The sequence below is a fragment of the Sulfurihydrogenibium subterraneum DSM 15120 genome, assembly GCF_000619805.1.
GTDB lineage: Bacteria > Aquificota > Aquificia > Aquificales > Hydrogenothermaceae > Sulfurihydrogenibium > Sulfurihydrogenibium subterraneum.
In genome coordinates, this window is record NZ_JHUV01000001.1 from 19,485 (window position 1) to 38,194 (window position 18,710).

Sequence of the window (18,710 nt, forward strand, 5' to 3'; positions counted from 1 at the left end):
ATGAAAGTAATAGGACTTACAGGCGGTATTGCTACGGGTAAATCTACAGCTGAAAAAATACTACAAGATTTAGGCTGTTTTGTTATAGATGCAGATAAAGTTGTTCACTCTCTTTATGAAAATTCAGAAGTGTTAAAAGAAGTAAAAACACACTTTCCTGAAGCTTTTGAAGAAGATAAGTTAGATAAAAAGAAGCTGGCTAGCATAATATTTAACGACCCTGAAAAGAGGAAAATACTTGAAAGTATAATACATCCTAAAGTAAATCAAGAAATAGATAAATGGTTAAAGGAAGTTAAAGAGAAAAATCCTAATGCTGTAGCTATAGTATCTGTCCCTTTAATGATTGAAACTGGAAGTTATAAAAAATACGATGAGATAATTCTCATATATGCTCCAAAGGAGATCCAGATTGAAAGATTGCTTAAAAAAGGGTTTGCCCAAGAAGAAGCTCTAAGTAGAATAAATGCTCAAATGGACATAGAAGAAAAGAAAAAGTATGCGACTTACATTATAGAAAACACAGGCTCAATAGAAGATTTAAAAAGAAAGTTAGAAGATTTATATAAAAAACTAGTTAAAGATTGCTGAGGAGGTTTTATGAAGGCGGTTTTTTTAGACAGAGATGGAGTAATTAACGTAGATAAAGGATACGTCCATAAAATTGAAGACTTTGAGTTTTATCCTAACGTTTTTAAAGCTTTAAAAAAACTCCAGGACAATGGTTTTAAACTTTTTATTGTAACAAATCAATCTGGAATAGCTGTTGGCTACTACACAGAAGAAGACTTTTTAAAGCTTACAGAATATATGCTTAAAGAATTTGAAAAATATGGAATAAAAATAGAGAAGGTTTATTACTGCCCCCATCACGAGAACGGTATTGTTGAAAAGTACTCTATCAAGTGTGATTGTAGAAAACCAGAGAGTGGTATGATAAAACAGGCTATAAAAGAGTTTGGTGTTGATTCATCCCAATCATTTTTAATAGGAGATAAAGAAAACGATATTTTAGCAGCTCATAAAGAAGGAATAAAAGCAGCTTTAGTTAAAACTGGACAAGGCTTAAAATACGTAGAAAACACTACAGCTGATTATGTTGGAGAAGATATTTTAGATGTGGTTGAAAACTTTATATTGAAGCATTAGAAGCGGAGAGGGCGGGATTCGAACCCGCGGTGCAGGTTTTACCCCGCACAACTTCTTAGCAGGAAGCCGCTTTCGACCACTCAGCCACCTCTCCATAAAGGAGAATATATTATATTACTACATAAGAGAATTTGCAAGGTAAAAAATACCTTTCATTGGAAGTTTAGGCTCAAAAATAAATTTTCTTTTTAAGCTTGATGCTATTATATTAGCATTTCCTCCAGTTAATATAATATTAAACCTTTCTTTATAGTTTTCTTCAACCTTTTCAATTATTCCTTCTACCAATGATAAATAACCGTAATAAATCCCTGATTGAATACTATTTACTGTATTTTTACCAACTACAGAATCTGGTCTTTCTAAACTAACTTTTGGCAGTTTTGCTGTTTTTGAGAATAAACATTTTAAAGATGTTTCCATTCCGGGGAATATTAATCCACCGTCGTACTCACCTTTTTTATTCACCACATCAAACGTGATAGCTGTACCAAAATCTATACAAAGTATCGGGGGTTTTGTAATATGCAAAGATGCATAACTGTTTAACAATCTATCTACTCCTACTTGAGACGTGTCGTCATAGTTTATTTTAATTGGAACTTTCAAGTCTTTACCAATAAATAAAGGGTTTTTGTCAAAATATTTAAGCAGGGCAATCCTAATTGTTGTGTCTATATTAGGTACTACTGAGGATATGATGATATGTTTGATGTCCTTTTTTTCTCTAAGAAAGTATCTTACAAAAAAATCTATGTTTAAAATCCAATCATCAGAAGTTTTCTCTAAGTCTGTAGAAAATTTCATGCTATGTATTTCATCTAAGTTTTTAATAAGTCCAAATTCTACTGTTGTATTACCTACGTCAATTCCAAGTATCAACTTTCCGCTTTACCTTTAAAAACTAAATTTTTATACTTGAAAAAGTAATCTACTGTAGATTTGTAAAGAACTTTTGCCAAGTTATCTAAAAACTTATCATCTGATAGGAGTTTTGCATCTTTTTCATTTGTTATAAAAGCTGTTTCTACTAAGACTGCTGGAATGGAAGGGGTTTTTAAAACTGCAAAATTTGCCGATTCTATTTTTTTAAACTCTGTATCAGGTAGTAGGTTTTTAGTATTTACTTCAATAAACTTTGCAAAGTTAAGTCCTTCAGTCATTGTATGGCTTATAGCCATATCTGCAACTATTTTATTTACATTTGGATTTGCACTAACTTTTACAACATTTAAAACTGTTTTGTTTTCTCTTTCTTCTACCATCTTTGCAAGTTTAGATGTAGCACCTCTTAAATTCAGTGTATATACATAAGTTCCTGAAAGGTTTGGATTTTCTGAAGCATTAGTGTGAATACTTATAAATAGGTCTGCCTTTTTCTCTAAAGCTATTAAAGTTCTATTGTATAATGGTACAAAGTAATCGTCATCTCTGGTAAGATAAACTTTAAATCTGCCATCTTTTTCAAGATAGTTTTTAAGTTTTAAAGCAACTTGGAGGTTGATGTCTTTTTCTTTAAGACCGTTTGCCATAGCTCCCGGATCGTGTCCTCCATGTCCCGGGTCTATCACTATAATCTTCTTTTTCCCGGAAAAGTTTTTAGGAACTTCTACATCAAGAGAGGATAGCGATGAGTTTTTAGTTTGGTTTTCAAGATTTTTAAGAATTGTATCAAGTATATCAGCTTGGTAATCTTTTTTTTCTATCTTTTGAGGTTGATTTTTTATTATAGATGAGTTTGTTATATCAATAACAAATCTATCTGGATTTGATAGAGAAAAATATTTATAAGTAGCATCTTCTTGAAGTGTAATATAGATTAAAGATGAATTCTTTTTTTCGTTTGTGTATATATCGATTTCTTTTATTGAGGAATTTTTCAACTCAAGATTTGAATTTTTGTATTTGTCAGGAATTTTTATTATTATATTGTTGTTGGAAACTGCTATTACATCCGCATTTTTTACTCCATCAAATACTATTCTGACTTTGCCTTCGTAGGTTCCGGTTCTAATCTCAAATCCAAAAGAAAAACTTATAATAAAGACTGTTAACAGTATCAAATATCTAAACATTTTTCACACCTTTTATAGCTTTTCGGCAATTTTTTTTAAATGTTTAATCGTGATATATAGGTTCAATAAAAAATGGATTTTCTTCTTTTTTACTGTTTAAACAGTAAAAACCACCATCTACAGCTAAAGAGGTAAGTAGTTTTGTAGATCCTTCTATATCCAGATTTTTAGTTATAACTAATGTATTTTTTAAAGTCTTTATATATTCTTTAAATTCTTCAAAGGTTTTTATGTAGTAATTTTCTTGACCTTTTAGTTTATAAGCTACCCTTGATTTTCCAATGTTTATAACAGCTACAACATTTCCACAAAAATGTCTGTATTTGTATATTATAACGTCTAAGGTTTGATAAGTATATACTGGAATGTTCAAAGCGTAAGAAAGTGTCTTGGCTGTAATTACTCCTACTCTAAGGCCTGTATTAGACCCTAAGCCTATGTTAACCATTACTCCTTTAAGATTTTGTTTTTCTATCTGGAGAGTTTTAAATAGATTATCTATCTCCACTATTAAAATCTCAGAAAAAGGTTTAGGTTTTAAGTAATCTACATAGCCGTAAACTTTTTCTTCGTCAATAACCGCAATTCCGAAATTGTCCGAAAAAGTATCTATACTTAAATACAATGTTAACCCTTTTAAAGTTTTAATAAATTATACCGAAAATTTATTAAACTTAAAACTGGTAAAGGATATGTACAACGAAGAAGAATTAAATGAGGTTATAGAAAGGTTGAAAGATTTATTAAATCAGGAGGAAGAAATGAGACAGCAGAGGATTGAGGAAATCAAGCGTTTGATTGCTGAAGGAAAATACACCGTCCCTATTGATGAGCTTGTTGAGAAATTACTTAAAAAGTTAAAAGAAAGTCCTTAACTCTTTGTAAATGTTTGTTATTTTTTCTACTGCAGCTTCCACTTCTTTGTCTGTGTTAAAAATGCCAAAAGAAAATCTGATTGAAGATAAAGCTTGCTTGTCAGTGTATCCATAAGCCTTCAAGACATGGGAGGGGGTTGGAGTTCCAGATGAGCAAGCTGAACCTGAAGAAACAGCTATACCTTCTGTATCTAAAGCCATTATTAAACTCTGAGCGTCTATCTTTGGGAATATTATGTTTGATATGTTTGGAAGTCTTTTAACATCTTTACTTACTATTTCAATTTCTTGAATGTTTTGAGTTAGCTTTTCTTCAAAGGAGCTGTGTAGATATTTTAAGTGATTTAAGAGTTTATCTTTATTTTTATTCCAGTAGTCTACCGCTATAAAAAGTGAGTGTATCAGTTGAGGGCTTTCTGTTCCAGACCTTAAACCTCTTTCTTGACCTCCACCAAAAATGATAGGAGTTAGTTTTATACCTTCTTTTTTATACAGCATTCCTATAGATTTTGGAGCGTTTATCTTATGACCTGAAATAGAAAACATATCTATATACTGTAGTGGTATGTCTTCTTTACAGAATGACTGCACTGCATCAGTAAAAAATAAAACTTCTTTTTCTTTACATATTTTTCCTATACTTTCTAAGTCTTGTAATACGCCAGTTTCGTTGTTCCCCTGAATAATACAAACTAATAGTGTTTTGCTATTTATCAAACTTTTTAAGTGGTCTAAGTCTATAACACCATTTTTATCAACTTTAACAAAATCTATTTTGTATCCTTTTGATGACAGATATTTAAGGGGCATTAAAACTGATTTGTGTTCTATCTGGGTTGTAATAATGTGGTTTTTTTCTGGATAACTTTCTGCAAGACCTATAATAGCTAAGTTATTACTTTCTGTTGCACAAGAAGTAAAGATAATCTCGTCAGCATTACAACCTATATACTGAGATATTCCGTATCTACTTTTTTCTATCAGGTTTCTGGCTTTTTGTCCCTCTTTGTGTATAGAGCTCGGGTTTGCGTAATAATCCTTATAAAGAGTTTTTAAAGAGTCTAAAATCTCCGGTAGAACCGGAGAAGTTGCAGCATTGTCAAAGTAAATCATTGTTTAATCGTTTGCAACCTTTCTTTTAACTCTTCAACTGTAGACTCTTCGTTTAATCCTAAAATTTCTAAAAGTTTTTCTATACTGACCCATTTTTTAAGTACCATTCCTTGAGTTAAAAGCTTTTCAAATGGCTCGTCAAAGTCTACTAAACCTATATCTTTTAAAAATTTCGTAAAAAATCTTGAGTAGAGAAGATGAAGGACGGCGTGCTCTATACCACCGATGTATATGTCTACTGGCATCCAGTAGTTTACCTTTTCTTTATCAAAAGGTTTTTCTTGGTTTTTAGGGTCGCAGTATCTTAAAAAGTACCAAGAGCTGTCTATAAATGTGTCCATAGTGTCTGTTTCTCTTTTTGCAGGCTTTCCACATTTTGGACAGGTTGTATTTACAAACTCTTCTACCTTTGATAAAGGATTACCACCCATACCTGTAAACTCTACATTTTGAGGAAGTATTACGGGAAGGTCTTTTTCTGGTACAGGCACTATTCCGCAGGATTCACAGTATATAATAGGAATAGGTGTTCCCCAGTATCTTTGTCTTGATATGTTCCAGTCTCTAAGTTTGTAGTTGACTGTTTTTTTACCTATACCTTTTTCTTCTAAGAGCTGTGTTATTTTTTCTTTAGCTTCAGATGAGGTTAATCCTGAAAACTCTCCTGAGTTTATAAGTATTCCTTCTTCTTCGTAAGCTCCTTTTTCAAAGTCCCATTCTTTATCTAAAGGTTTTATAACTTGTTTTATTTGTAGGTTGTATTTTTTGGCAAACTCGTAGTCTCTTTGGTCGTGGGCAGGTACTGCCATTATGGCACCTGCTGCATAACCCCACAGAATGTAGTTTGCAGCGTATATTGGCACTTCTTCTCCAGTTAGAGGGTTTATAGCGTACCTTCCAGTAAATACACCTTCTTTTTCTTCTACAATAGACCTTTCTTTTGTAGAAAGAGATTTTATCTTTTCAACAAACTTTTTAACTTCTTCTTCATAAGGTGTGTTTTCTGATAGTTTTAAAACGATAGGGTTTTCTGGAGCAACTGCCATAAAAGTTACTCCATATAAAGTGTCTGGTCTTGTTGTAAATACTTCTAAGTATTCATCGCTGTCTTTTATTTTAAACTTAATTGTAGCACCTACCGATTTTCCTATCCAGTTTTCTTGCATTATTAAAACTTGAGAAGGCCATTTACCTTTTAGTTTTTCTAAATCTTGGAGTAATCTTTCTGCGTAATCTGTTATTTTTAAATACCAAGATGGGATTTCTTTTTGGACTACTTGAGTGCCACATCTCCAGCATTTTCCGTCAATTACCTGCTCGTTTGCTAAAACTGTAAGGTCGTGAGGACACCAGTTAACAAGAGCGGACTTTCTGTAGGCTATACCCTTTTCAAACATCTTTAAAAATATCCACTGATTCCATTTGTAATAATCTGGATTACAGGTTGCTACTTCTCTGTCCCAGTCATAAGAAAATCCAAGTCTTTTAAGCTGAGATTTCATGTAATCTATATTTTCGTAAGTCCATTTAGCTGGATGGATACCACTTTTTATTGCTGCGTTTTCTGCAGGCATTCCAAAAGCGTCCCATCCCATAGGATGTAGTGTGTTTTTACCTGTCATTCTGTAGTATCTGTTTATAACGTCCCCTATTGCGTAGTTTCTTACGTGTCCCATGTGTATCTTTCCAGAAGGGTATGGGAACATCTCAAGGACATAGTATTTATTCTGTTTGTTTTCACCTTCTACTGATTTAAAAACTTTTTCTTTTTCCCATTTTTCTAAATACTGTTTTTCTATTTCTTCAAATTTATACTCCATCTTTCTCTCCTTATTCGGTATCTCTGTAGTAAATTATGGTTGTATCATCTTCTACTTTTCCAGATAAAGATTCGTAAGATGAGTAATAGTAAGGTGTAAATGCTTCAAACTCAGCTGCGCAGGTATCTACTACCTTGTAAGATACTATTATTTTTCTTTTTCTTACTTCTTCTTCCGTTGTTTTAAGAAGTCTTGCAAGCTCTCTGTCTGAAAATCCCCATTGTTTAGCTTTTTCTAACTCTTGGTCTGTAATAGTATCTATAGTTTTAGTTGATAAGTAAAGCTCGTAATCTATTATTTCTTTTATCTGATTTAAGAACCATTTGTCTATGTGGGAAAGCTTGTTTATCTCTTCTACTGTATAACCTTTTCTAAAGGCTTCTGCTATGTACCAAAGTCTATCTGGGTTTGGCTTTATTATTTTTTCTTTTAAAGTATTTTCGTCTATGTTTTCTAATCCCATATAAAATCCGTATCTACCTAACTCTAAACTTCTGAGGGCTTTTTGAAGGCTTTCTTTAAATGTTCTTCCAATTGCCATCACTTCACCGACTGACTTCATCATTGTGGTTAGGGTAGGATCAGCTTCTGGGAATTTTGCAAAATCAAATCTTGGTATTTTTACAACTACATAGTCTATGGTAGGTTCAAAAGATGCTGGTGTTTTTTTAGTAATATCGTTAGGAAGCTCATCTAAAGTGTATCCTACTGCAAGTTTTGCTGCTATTTTTGCTATTGGAAATCCTGTAGCCTTTGATGCTAAGGCTGAAGACCTTGAAACTCTTGGGTTCATCTCTATAACGTAAAATTCTCCTGTTTTTGGGTTTTGTGAAAACTGTACGTTTGACCCTCCTGTTTCTACTCCAATCTCTCTCATTACTGCAATTGAGTAATTTCTAAGTATCTGATACTCTCTATCTGAAAGAGTCATAGCAGGAGCTATGGTTATACTGTCTCCTGTGTGGACTCCCATTGGGTCGAGGTTTTCTATAGAACAAATAATAACACAGTTATCGTTTTTATCTCTCATTACTTCCATCTCAAACTCTTTCCATCCTATAACAGACTCTTCAAGAAGGACTTCGTGGATAGGAGATGCATCTAAACCTGCTTTTACTTTAGGATAAAACTCTTCTCTGTTGTAGGCTATACTTCCTCCTGTTCCACCTAAGGTGAAAGATGGTCTTATAATAACAGGAAATCCAATCCAGTCTATTACTTCTTCAGCTTCTGCAACAGATTTAACAACGGCACTTTTAGGCATAGATAAGCCGATGTTTTCCATTGCTTTTTTAAAAAGGTCTCTGTCTTCTGCTTTTTTTATAACTTCGTACTTTGCACCGATAAGTTCAACGTTGTATTTGTCTAAAATGCCTTTCTCATACAGGTCTATTGCAAGGTTTAAAGCTGTTTGACCTCCAAGTGTAGGTAAGATTGCGTCAGGTCTTTCTTTTTCTATTATTTTTTCTAAAACTGGCGTTATAAGTGGTTCTATGTATGTTCTATCTGCTATGTTTGGGTCTGTCATTATGGTTGCAGGGTTAGAGTTTACAAGGATTACACGGTAGCCTTCTTCTTTTAGGGCTTTTGCACCTTGAGTCCCTGAGTAGTCAAACTCGGCAGCTTGTCCGATTACTATAGGTCCAGATCCGATTAGAAGGATTGTTTCAATGTCAGTCCTTTTTGGCATACTTTACCTCTTTGAGATTTTAGATATATATTTTAGCATTTTTGATACATGTCAGAAAATTTTAAAAAGGGGGTTTAATTATTGTATAATATGGATAAAAAAATCACAGGAGGAATACAGGCCATGAGAAGCTTAGTAAAATTTTCGGGGGCAATATTTTTTATTTCCTTTATAACATCTTGTGCAACAATAACAAGAGGAACAGAAGATGTACTAAATATTGAGTCTGATCCACCAAATGCTCAAGTTGTTTTATCAAATGGATTAACATGCAAAACACCTTGTAGTTTAAAATTAAAAAGAAAAGACAGCGTAGTAGTTAAAATTTCAAAAGATGGATACCAACCAGTTGAAGTTAATGTAGTTCCAAAAATTGCAGGTGCTGGAAGTGCTGGAATGGCAGGAAATGTTGTATTAGGCGGGATTATAGGTGCAGCTGTTGACGCTGGAAGTGGAGCCATGTATGATCTTACACCTAACCCCATAAAAGTTACTTTAGAAAAAGCTGTTGATGATAATATAAAAAATAAAGAAAATAATATAACAGAGAAACTTAAAAAAATTGAAGAAATGAAACAAAAAGGGTTAATAAGTCAGGAGGAATTTGACAAATTAAAATTAGAAATTCTAAAGAATGAAATAAATTAATCAAAACATTTTCGGAGCCGTTTAAGGCTCCTTTATTCTATTTCTATCTCCTTTTCCCTTGAAGATTGTCCTCTTATGATTTTTATCTTTGATTTTGGTATATCTAAAAATTCAGAAAGAAGCTCTATTACTTTTTCGTTTGCTTTACCTTTTTCTGGAATAGTAGTACATCTTACTTCGTAAAAATTTTCCTCTATCTTCTTTACTTCGTTTTTACTTGCTCCAGGTTTTACTTTTACTTTTATTCTCAATTTTATCTTTCTCTTATTCCAGCTATAAACTCTTCTACCATCTGTCTTGCTTGCCAGTCTTTATACTGGATAGGTGGATGTTTCATTGTGTAAGCTGAAATTGAGTATAAAGGTCCTCCTATTCCTCTGTCTTGAGCAAGTTTTGCACATCTTATTGCATCTATTGCAACTCCTGCACTGTTAGGAGAGTCTTCAACTTCAAGCCTTAGCTCTATATTCATAGGAACGTCTCCAAATAGTCTTCCTTCGATTCTTATAAATGCAAGTTTTTTATCTTTAAGCCATGGGACATAATCAGAAGGTCCTATATGAACATTTCTTGGGTCTATTCCATAAGGTATTAAGGAGGTTACTGCCTCCGTTTTTGATTTTTTCTTTGTTTCTAATCTGCTTCTTTCAAGCATGTTTAAAAAGTCTGTGTTTCCACCCACATTAAGCTGATAAGTTCTGTCTACTTTAACACCTCTTTCTAAGAGAAGCTGTGTCAACACCCTGTGGGTTATAGTAGCTCCAACTTGAGATTTTATATCATCACCTACAACAGGGATACCTGCCTCTTCAAACTTTTTAGCCCACTCATCGTCAGACACTATAAAAGTAGGCATACAGTTTATAAACGATACACCTGCTTCTAAACATGCTTGAGCGTAAAATCTTGCTGCCTTTTCAGCTCCTACTGGAACGTAGTTTATTAAAACGTCTGCCTTAGATTCTATCAAAACTTTAACAACAGTTTCTAAACTGTCTTCTTTTGCATCTGCAAGAACAAAAGCGTTTTCTGGAGGGTAATTTTTCATATGTTCAGGATAACCGTCTAAAACTTTACCCATTCTTACTTTTACACCCATTGGAGGAATGTCTCTTTTGAAAACAGTGGTACAGTTTGGAGGTGCAAATATAGCCTGACTTACATCAAAACCTACTTTCCTTGCATCTATGTCCCACGCTGCTACTATCTCTATGTCCCAAGGTTTATACCCACCGATATCTTCGTGCATCAAACCACTTGCTTCAATGTTCTGCTTTTCTTTATAGTAGTAGATTCCTTGAATTAAAGAGCTCGCACAGTTTCCAAGTCCAGCTATAGCAACCCTTATTTTCTTATACAACTTAATCCTCCTTTTATAATATAACTTGTTTTGCTTTTATTATTTCAGGTAGTTGGTGAATCTCTTCTAAAACGGCTTCGTTTAATTTATCGTCAAGTTGTAGAGCTCCAAGGGCTATCTTTCCTTTCTCAAGTCTTCCAAGTCTAAATCCAGCTATGTTTATATTATGTCTTGCAAGAATTGTTCCAAGTTTTCCTATTACTCCTGGAACGTCTTTGTTTTCAAACATTAAAATTACACCATAAGGTTCAATATCTATCCAGTAGTTATCTACAAGCATAATTCTTGGTAATTTATCATAAAACGCTGTTCCACCGACTACAACTTCTTTACCATCAGATTTTGCTGTTATTTTAATAAACTCTTTAAAGTTAAGTCCAGCTTCTCTTGTAGATTTAACTACGTTTATACCTCTTTCTTTTGCTATAAATGGTGCATTTATTATGTTTACTGGAGTGTCTAAAACAGGAGATAAGTATCCTTTTAAGAAAAATGCAACAATAGGCTCTATATGGTCTCTGATAGTGCCTCTTACTTCTACATTTATTTCTGTAAAGTGTCCGCCTGCATACTGGGTTAAGAAGCTTCCTAACTTTTCTGCAAGTTCAAGGTATGCTTTTATGTTTTCAAATCCTTCTGTTATTGTAAACGGTGCATTTACTGCAACTTCTACAAACTGTCCTTTTAACGCTGCTATTACGTACTGAGCTATTTTGATTGCAACATTATCTTGAGACTCATAAGTGTTAGCTCCTATATGAGGAGATAAGCTTATGTTTGGAAACTCAAAAAGTCTTCTTATTCTATCGTCTGGTGGTTCTTTTGAGAAAACGTCTAAACCAAGACCAGCTATCTTACCTTCTTTTACAGCTTCGTATAAAGCATCTTCGTCAACTATACCCCCTCTTGCACAGTTTATAAAGTAAACGCCTTTTTTCATTAAATCAAATTCTTTTTTACCTATCATATTTCTGGTCTCTTCAGTTAAAGGACAATGAAGTGTGATTATATCTGACATCTTTATCAAATCATGTAAGTTATCAATAAGTTCAACTCCAAGTCTTTCTCCTTTCTCTCTTGGTATGTATGGGTCGTAAGCTATAACTTTTGATCCAGCTGCTTTACATCTTATAGCAACTTGAGACCCAACGTTTCCAAGACCTATTATACCTACTACTTTACCGTCAAGCTCTTCTCCCATAAATCTTTTTCTATCCCAATAACCTTCCATCATGGATTTGTGAGCTAAGTGAAGTTTTCTTAAAACTGCGTAGAGGTGAGCCATTGTAATTTCGGCAGCTCCTATGGTGTTAGCTCCCGGAGTGTTTATAACTAAAATACCTCTTCTTGAAGCTTCTTCTAAATCTACATTATCTACACCTACACCAGCTCTTCCTACTACTTTTAATTTTTCAGCTCTTTCTAAAAGTTCTTTTGTGACTGGAGTTCTACTTCTTGTTATTATTGCATCGTAATCTTTCACTATTTCTAAAAGCTCGTTAAACTTTATTTCCGGTTGATAATCAAGATCTATCATTTCATCGTTATTGAGAATTTCCAAACCTTTAGGAGATATATCATCTGTGACTAAAACTTTATACATTTAAAGTTTTCCTCCTTGAAAAAATAATTTAGAGATATTATTATATCAGGAAGTTAAATAAAGTGAGGGAAAAGAATGTATTACAAAAAGTTTAACGACTATCTGAAAGAAAAGTATGGTGGAAGGATACAAAAGTTAGCAATAGACGCAGGTTTCACATGTCCAAACAGAGATGGGTCTAAAGCTTCTGGTGGTTGTACCTTTTGCAACAATCAATCTTTCAGTCCCTATGCAATGACAAAACAAACTGTAAAAGACCAGATAGAAAAAAGTATGGAATTTTATAAAAATAGATTTAAAAACGTAAAAGGATTTTTAGCTTATTTCCAAGCTTTTACAAATACTTATGCCCCAGTTGAAAAACTAAGAGAAGTTTACGACCAAGCTATGAGTTATCCAGAAGTTATAGGTATGTCTATTGGAACAAGACCTGACTGTGTACCAGAAGAAGTATTAGACTTAATAGCATCTTACACAGTTGAAAAGCCTGAGATATGGGTAGAGTATGGTTTACAAACAGCCCATTTTAAGACACTTCGGAATATAAACAGAGCTCACGGTGTAGCTGATTTTGTAGACGCAGTTTTAAGAACAAAGAAAAGAAGTGGAATAAAAATCTGTGCTCACGTAATACTTGGTCTTCCCGGTGAAGATTATGAAGATATGATGGAAACAGCAAAATTAATAGCAGCTCTTCCGATAGATGGAATCAAGATACATCCGCTTCATATAGTAAAACACACAGCTATGGAAAAACAGTACTACAGAGGTGAGATTAAAGAACTGGATTTAAAAGAATATGCAAAATTAGCAGTAGACTTTTTATCATACTTGCCAAAAGATATAATCGTCCACAGAATAACAGGAGAAGCTACGGAAGACGAGCTTATAGCTCCTTACTGGTGTTCTCCAAAGTACAAAATGGAAGTCTTAAAAGCCATAGAAGAAGAGTTTAAACTCAGAAACGCAAATAAAAATTTAACACTGATTGCATAAGAGTTAAGTATGAAAAACTTTATTTTGAGTATTCTAACCTTTATAGGACTTGCAACAGCAGGAAAGCCTATCTCAGAAGGTCAGCCAGCTTACAATTTCTCTCTAACAGCAGACGATGGCAAAATTGTAAAACTTGAAGATTACAAAGGTAAATGGGTAGTTTTATACTTTTATCCAAAGGCTGACACACCAGGTTGTACAACTCAGGCAAAAGAATACACAAAACTTATGCCAGAATTTGAAAAAAGAGGAATAGTAGTTTTTGGAATCAGTACAGATGACGTTGAAGATATAAAGAAGTTTAAACAAAAACATAATTTAAAAGTAAAGTTTTTATCAGACCTTAAAGGAGAAGTTGCAAAAGCTTATGACGTACCTTTAATCTTTGGACTTTGTTCAAGAAATACCATAATTATAAACCCAGTAGGTAAAGTAGAGAAAATATACAGAGGAGTTGACCCCTCAGCTGACGCTAAGAATGTTCTTAATTATATCAGTTCAAAGCTGTAAGGTTTCTGTTTAGGGATAGTTGAACTTTTCTTAATTTTTATCTTTATCTCTTAATTTTTTATCTGTTGAATAAAATTCTTTTAATCCTTATTTTTATTTTGATTTGATAATATTCTTTATTTAAAGACTTTAGTCTGTTATACATAGATTATCTTATAAAATTTAAATCAACAGCCTTGACAAAAATAGAAAAGGCATTTATAATAAATTATTAGATATAAAAAAAATTTATGTAGGAGGTAGCAAGATGGCAAAGTTAAAACCTCTTTATGACAGAGTTGTTGTTAAAAGAGTTGAGGAAGAAGTTGCAAAAACACCAGCTGGTATAATTATCCCAGATACTGCAAAAGAAAAACCTCAAATTGGAGAGGTGATTGCGGTAGGTGAGGGAAAGGTTTTAGAAAATGGTAATGTTTTACCATTAAAAGTAAAAGTTGGTGATAAAGTTTACTTTAGCAAGTATGCTGGAAACGAAGTTAAAGTTGACGGTGAAGAATTAATCATCTTAAGAGAAGATGACATTTTAGCAATTATTGAAAATTAAAAATAGGAGGTGGTATAGATGGCAGCAAAAAAATTAGTTTATGGTGATGAAGCAAGAGCTAAGTTAAAAGCTGGTGTTGATAAATTAGCAAACGCAGTAAAAGTAACTCTTGGTCCAAGAGGTAGAGAAGTAATCTTAGAGAAAAAATGGGGTTCTCCTGTAGTAACAAAAGACGGTGTATCTGTTGCTAAGGAAATAGAGTTAGCAGACCCATACGAAAACATGGCTGCACAACTTGTTAAAGAAGTTGCATCTAAAACTGCTGACGTGGCTGGAGACGGTACAACTACTGCAACAATCTTAACTCAAGCTATCTACGAAGAAGGATTAAAAGCAATAGCTTCTGGAGCTAACCCAGTTTACGTAAAAAGAGGAATAGATGAAGCTGTTAAAATTATCATTGAAGAATTAAAGAAAATATCCAAACCAGTATCAGGAAGAAAAGAGATAGAGCAAGTTGCTACAATCTCTGCTAACAACGACCCAGAAATCGGAAAAATCATAGCTGACGCTATGGAAAAAGTTGGAAAAGATGGTGTTATAACTGTAGAAGAGTCTAAATCTGCAGATACTATTTTAGAAGTAACAGAAGGTATGCAATTTGATAGAGGGTACTTATCTCCATACTTTGTAACAAACCCAGAAAAAATGGAAGCTGTTTTAGAAAATCCATACATCTTAATTTATGAAAAGAAAATAAACAATATAAGAGAATTACTACCTGTTCTTGAAAAAGTAGTTCAAACAAATAGACCGCTCTTGATAATCGCTGAAGACGTAGAAGGTGAAGCTTTAGCTACGTTAGTAGTAAACCACATAAAAGGTGTATTAAAAGTATGTGCTGTTAAAGCTCCAGGATTTGGAGAAAGAAGAAAGGCAATGCTCCAAGACATTGCTATACTAACAGGTGGTACTGCAATCACAGAAGACCTTGGAATTAAGCTTGAGTCTGTAGACCTTGATATGCTTGGAAAAGCTGACAAAGTTGTAGTTGACAAAGATAATACTACAATAATCGGTGGAAAAGGAAACCCAGAAGACATAAAAGCAAGAATTGAACAAATCAAAAAACAAATAGAGACTACAACTTCTGAATACGACAAAGAAAAACTCCAAGAAAGACTTGCTAAATTGGCAGGTGGTGTTGCTATAATCAAAGTTGGAGCTGCTACAGAAGCAGAGCTTAAAGAGAAGAAAGACAGAGTTGACGACGCAGTACACGCTACAAAAGCTGCTGTTGAAGAAGGGATAGTTCCTGGTGGTGGTGTAGCACTCTACAGAGCATCAAGAGCACTCTGCAACATCAACGAAGAAAACTCTGACAAAGCTTGGGGTATCAAGATAGTTAGAAACGCTTGTAAAGTACCAATTAAGCAAATTGCTTACAACGCAGGATTTGAAGGTTCTGTAATAGTAGAGAAAATAAAAGACTCTGAAAACGCAAATTACGGATTTAACGCTGCTACTGGTGAGTTTGTAGATATGGTGGAAGCTGGAATAATTGACCCAACTAAAGTTGTAAGAACAGCTCTCCAAAACGCCGCTTCTATAGCTGGAACAATGTTAACAGCTGAGTGCCTTGTAGCTGAAATAAAAGAGAAAGAAGAAAAACTTCCTGGTGCAGCCGGCGGCGGAATGGGAGATATGGAATTCTAATAAAAATTTATATAGAGTTTTAACAAGCCCCCATTACGGGGGCTTTTTTATTTTTATGGTAAAATAAAGTAAAAAGGATTTTAGATGGAAATTTTAGATTTTATTCTTCACATTGACAAATATTTAGCAATTTTAATCGAAAATTACGGAACTTTTGTTTATCTCTTACTATTTTTTATAATCTTCTCTGAAACTGGATTTGTAATAACCCCTTTTTTACCCGGAGACTCTCTTTTGTTTGTGTTAGGCTCTTTTTCTGCTGTAAATCTTTTAGACATTAAAATTTTATATCCTCTACTACTATCGGCTGCAATACTTGGAAACATTGTAAACTTTTTTATAGGATATTACTTTGGAGAGAAGATACTTAGAAACGGAAAGTTGATAAAGCAAGAGTATATAAAAGAAACAGAGAAGTTTTTTCAAAAGCATGGTGGAAAAGCTGTAATAATATCAAGATTTTTGCCGATTTTTAGGACTTTTGTTCCTTTTGTAGCAGGTATAGGAAAGATGGATACTCATCAGTTTATGTTGTATAACTTTATAGGTGGATTTTCTTGGATTACTTTCTTTTTACTTCTTGGCTATTTTACAGGAAACATTCCTTTTATAAAAGACAACATAACCCACTTTATCTATGCTATTATAGTTTTATCATTTTTGCCAATGGTTGTAAAAGTGTTTAAAAAGTGATTTATCCGTGGTTAACTCCACTTATAATACTTGTAGTTGGAATAGTTTTAAATCAAAAGTTTAATTTTAGCATACATATAGTTATTCCAGTTTTAATTTTCATTCTATCTTTTTCTTTTAAAGGTATTTTTAGATATATAATTTTAAACGTTGGCATACTTCTACTTGCTTTTTCTGTAAGTTATAAAGAAAAGATAAATACTTTTGAGATAAAAACTCCTTCATTTTTTGAGTGTAAGGTCGTATCATTTCCAAGTGAGTATAGAACTTCTAAATCTTTTGACTGTAAAGTTATATCTTCAGATTATCAGGAGCTGAAAGGAAAGACTATAAAGGTTTACTCAAAGGAAGAAGATGTATACTTTTTAACAAGACTGGCTTTTTTTGGTAAAGGGAAGGTAGAAGATGGAGAGGTGAAGGTTAGTACTATAAAAAATTTTGTGATAGTGGACAATTCTGATAATCCTTTATACTCATTTTTTAAGCTTAAAGAAAGTCTGATAAATAACTACGGACTTCATAGATTAAATAATGAGACTTTTTCTGTTGGAACTGCTTTAATATTTGGAGAAAAGAAGTATTTGGATTATGGAACTTACAAACCTTTTTTAGAGACAGGTCTTGCACATCTAATAGCAATATCTGGGTCTCACATCGCAATACTGTTTTTTTCTTTAAACTTTATTCTGTTTTTCTTTAGTGAAAGAGTTAGATATCTTGTTTTAGCCTCTCTTCTTCCTTTTTATACAGTTTTTACAGGTTTTGGTATTCCTGTTGTTAGAGCTGTGTTTATGGCTTTAATTTTTATACTTTCTAAACTTCTTTATTTAAAAAACAATCCTTTAAACATTCTGTTTTTTACAGCTTTTATTTTTCTACTGATTAATCCTGATTCTTTGTTTTCTGTATCTTTTCAGCTCTCTTTTGTGGCTGTGCTTGGAATAATACTTAGCGTTGAAGTTTTAAAAGATTACAATAATCTTGTTAAACTTTTAGGTGTGTCTTTGTTTGCAACTTTATTCACAGCTCCGATAGTTTTATACTACTTTTATAACTTTTCTCCAACTACTATAATAGCCACTCCTATAGCCTCTTTACCTTTGTATCCTTTGCTTACTCTCTCAGTTTTTAACATTTTTACAGGGTTTAATCTTGACTTTTTAGTTAAGTTTATGGACTTTTTTGGACTGATTTTTATTGAGATAGTTAAGTTTTTCTCAAAACTTGGTTTTTATCATACAGGGTTTAGTCCATCTGTATGGGTTATTAGTTTATATTTTGTTGTGATTTTAGCTGTTTTAAACTTGAAGATAAGAGCTGTTGAAAAGGTCTTGATAAGTTGTTTTGCTTTTATTGTTTTTCTGTTTTTAAGTAAAAGTGATTTAAGACCTAAGATTTATACTATTAAGACAAAGGTTTATCCTGTTGTATTTGTAGCAAAGGAAGGGAGCTGTTATCTTTTTACTGATTTTGAGTATAGCAAGGCTTTGAATCTTTTGAGGAAGGAAGGTTGTAAGTCAAGCTATCTTTTAACAGAAAAGCCTGAGAAGTTTTCAGATGACTTTATTTTAAACTTTGATAGGATTATAACTTACACTTATCAGGTAAGTGTGGACAATATTCTGTTTAAAAAGTGGGTAGAACCGTATTTGCTGATAAATGGTAAAGAGTATTTTTTGAAAAACGATGATAGAGTTATTTTCTTGGATTAAATAGCGACAGGTCAAGGTTAGCTCAAAACATATAATAGTTTACACATTAAGCACTATTTAAGTTAGTTTGAGTTTCTTTTAATATAAAAAAGACTACATTTTAATCTTTAAAAAGCATGTTAAAAACAATATAAAACTCTTGAATGAAACACTAGTAAATGAAAGTTTCAATTCCTCATAGGCACGCTAAAAACGTACATGGAAAAATATCCTGACAAATACAAAAAGCGTTTCAATTCCTCATAGGCACGCTAAAAACCCTACAT

Annotated in this window: 19 protein-coding genes and 1 tRNA gene; 10 read left to right on the plus strand and 10 right to left on the minus strand. The window is 33.0% G+C overall.

Annotated features, from left to right (window positions below; genetic code table 11):
- Window positions 1-591, plus strand: coding sequence for a dephospho-CoA kinase (coaE, locus tag Q385_RS0100195; RefSeq protein WP_028949739.1), 591 nt, complete (start codon window positions 1-3; stop codon window positions 589-591).
- A 9-nt stretch (window positions 592-600) separates the two neighbouring features.
- Window positions 601-1,149, plus strand: a complete 549-nt coding sequence (gmhB, locus tag Q385_RS0100200; RefSeq protein WP_028949740.1) for a D-glycero-beta-D-manno-heptose 1,7-bisphosphate 7-phosphatase — start codon at window positions 601-603, stop codon at window positions 1,147-1,149.
- 3 nt (window positions 1,150-1,152) lie between these two features.
- On the opposite strand, the gene Q385_RS0100205 is transcribed toward gmhB, so the two are convergent.
- The 4 genes from Q385_RS0100205 to tsaB all read right to left on the minus strand — a co-directional run bounded on the left by Q385_RS0100205 (window position 1,153) and on the right by tsaB (window position 3,849).
- Window positions 1,153-1,243 (minus strand) — tRNA-Ser (locus Q385_RS0100205).
- 23 nt (window positions 1,244-1,266) lie between these two features.
- Entirely contained in the window at window positions 1,267-2,031 is a 765-nt protein-coding gene (locus Q385_RS0100210) for a type III pantothenate kinase (protein WP_028949741.1), read from the minus strand.
- Window positions 2,028-3,224, minus strand: a complete 1,197-nt coding sequence (locus tag Q385_RS0100215) for an N-acetylmuramoyl-L-alanine amidase (protein ID WP_028949742.1) — start codon at window positions 3,222-3,224, stop codon at window positions 2,028-2,030. Before Q385_RS0100215 ends, Q385_RS0100210 begins: the two co-directional genes overlap by 4 nt.
- A gap of 43 nt (window positions 3,225-3,267) precedes the next feature.
- On the minus strand, window positions 3,268-3,849 hold the full coding sequence (gene tsaB, locus Q385_RS0100220) for a tRNA (adenosine(37)-N6)-threonylcarbamoyltransferase complex dimerization subunit type 1 TsaB (protein WP_028949743.1): 582 nt from the start codon (window positions 3,847-3,849) through the stop codon (window positions 3,268-3,270).
- A 67-nt stretch (window positions 3,850-3,916) separates the two neighbouring features.
- Here tsaB and Q385_RS0100225 point away from each other — a divergent pair, with 67 nt between their 5' ends.
- Window positions 3,917-4,099: a flagellar biosynthesis anti-sigma factor FlgM gene (locus Q385_RS0100225; RefSeq protein ID WP_028949744.1), complete on the plus strand. Its 183-nt coding sequence runs from the start codon at window positions 3,917-3,919 to the stop codon at window positions 4,097-4,099.
- On the opposite strand, the gene Q385_RS0100230 is transcribed toward Q385_RS0100225, so the two are convergent.
- From Q385_RS0100230 to carB, 3 genes are read right to left on the minus strand one after another with little or no spacing between them, the layout of a single operon-like run.
- Window positions 4,082-5,212 (minus strand): cysteine desulfurase family protein, encoded by a 1,131-nt coding sequence (locus Q385_RS0100230; protein WP_028949745.1) that lies wholly within the window; start codon window positions 5,210-5,212, stop codon window positions 4,082-4,084. The genes Q385_RS0100225 and Q385_RS0100230 overlap by 18 nt on opposite strands.
- Window positions 5,209-7,032, minus strand: a complete 1,824-nt coding sequence (leuS, locus tag Q385_RS0100235) for a leucine--tRNA ligase (protein WP_028949746.1) — start codon at window positions 7,030-7,032, stop codon at window positions 5,209-5,211. The genes Q385_RS0100230 and leuS overlap by 4 nt, the downstream gene beginning before the upstream one ends.
- A 10-nt stretch (window positions 7,033-7,042) precedes the next feature.
- On the minus strand, window positions 7,043-8,722 hold the full coding sequence (gene carB / locus Q385_RS0100240) for a carbamoyl-phosphate synthase large subunit (RefSeq protein ID WP_028949747.1): 1,680 nt from the start codon (window positions 8,720-8,722) through the stop codon (window positions 7,043-7,045).
- Window positions 8,723-8,812: 90 nt separating this feature from the next.
- Between carB and Q385_RS0100245 the strand changes: the two genes are divergently transcribed.
- Entirely contained in the window at window positions 8,813-9,370 is a 558-nt protein-coding gene (locus Q385_RS0100245; RefSeq protein ID WP_245596336.1) for a PEGA domain-containing protein, read from the plus strand.
- Between the two features lie 32 nt (window positions 9,371-9,402).
- Here Q385_RS0100245 and Q385_RS0100250 read toward each other — a convergent pair whose 3' ends face one another.
- Genes Q385_RS0100250 through serA form a run of 3 tightly spaced genes read right to left on the minus strand, consistent with a single transcriptional unit; the run spans window position 9,403 to window position 12,333 of the window.
- Window positions 9,403-9,621 (minus strand): DUF167 domain-containing protein, encoded by a 219-nt coding sequence (locus Q385_RS0100250; protein ID WP_028949749.1) that lies wholly within the window; start codon window positions 9,619-9,621, stop codon window positions 9,403-9,405.
- Window positions 9,622-9,623: 2 nt separating this feature from the next.
- Window positions 9,624-10,730 carry an inositol-3-phosphate synthase gene (locus tag Q385_RS0100255; protein WP_028949750.1) on the minus strand — a complete coding sequence of 369 codons (1,107 nt, stop codon included), beginning with the start codon at window positions 10,728-10,730 and terminating at the stop codon, window positions 9,624-9,626.
- Window positions 10,731-10,743: 13 nt separating this feature from the next.
- Complete coding sequence (gene serA, locus Q385_RS0100260; RefSeq protein ID WP_028949751.1) at window positions 10,744-12,333, minus strand: phosphoglycerate dehydrogenase; 1,590 nt, start codon at window positions 12,331-12,333, stop codon at window positions 10,744-10,746.
- 75 nt (window positions 12,334-12,408) lie between these two features.
- On the opposite strand from serA, the gene mnmL reads away from it, so the two are divergent.
- The 6 genes from mnmL to Q385_RS0100290 all read left to right on the plus strand — a co-directional run bounded on the left by mnmL (window position 12,409) and on the right by Q385_RS0100290 (window position 18,444).
- Window positions 12,409-13,329, plus strand: coding sequence for a tRNA modification radical SAM protein MnmL/YtqA (gene mnmL, locus Q385_RS0100265; RefSeq protein WP_028949752.1), 921 nt, complete (start codon window positions 12,409-12,411; stop codon window positions 13,327-13,329).
- A gap of 9 nt (window positions 13,330-13,338) precedes the next feature.
- The gene (locus Q385_RS0100270) at window positions 13,339-13,839 is read left to right on the plus strand and encodes a peroxiredoxin (RefSeq protein ID WP_028949753.1); all 501 of its coding nucleotides are present in this window, start codon (window positions 13,339-13,341) and stop codon (window positions 13,837-13,839) included.
- Window positions 13,840-14,086: 247 nt separating this feature from the next.
- Window positions 14,087-14,383, plus strand: coding sequence for a co-chaperone GroES (gene groES / locus Q385_RS0100275; protein WP_028949754.1), 297 nt, complete (start codon window positions 14,087-14,089; stop codon window positions 14,381-14,383).
- Between the two features lie 18 nt (window positions 14,384-14,401).
- Window positions 14,402-16,039, plus strand: coding sequence for a chaperonin GroEL (gene groL, locus Q385_RS0100280; RefSeq protein WP_028949755.1), 1,638 nt, complete (start codon window positions 14,402-14,404; stop codon window positions 16,037-16,039).
- 84 nt (window positions 16,040-16,123) lie between these two features.
- Entirely contained in the window at window positions 16,124-16,732 is a 609-nt protein-coding gene (locus Q385_RS0100285; RefSeq protein WP_028949756.1) for a VTT domain-containing protein, read from the plus strand.
- Window positions 16,729-18,444: a ComEC/Rec2 family competence protein gene (locus tag Q385_RS0100290; RefSeq protein WP_028949757.1), complete on the plus strand. Its 1,716-nt coding sequence runs from the start codon at window positions 16,729-16,731 to the stop codon at window positions 18,442-18,444. Before Q385_RS0100285 ends, Q385_RS0100290 begins: the two co-directional genes overlap by 4 nt.
- The last annotated feature ends 266 nt before the right edge of the window (window positions 18,445-18,710 follow it).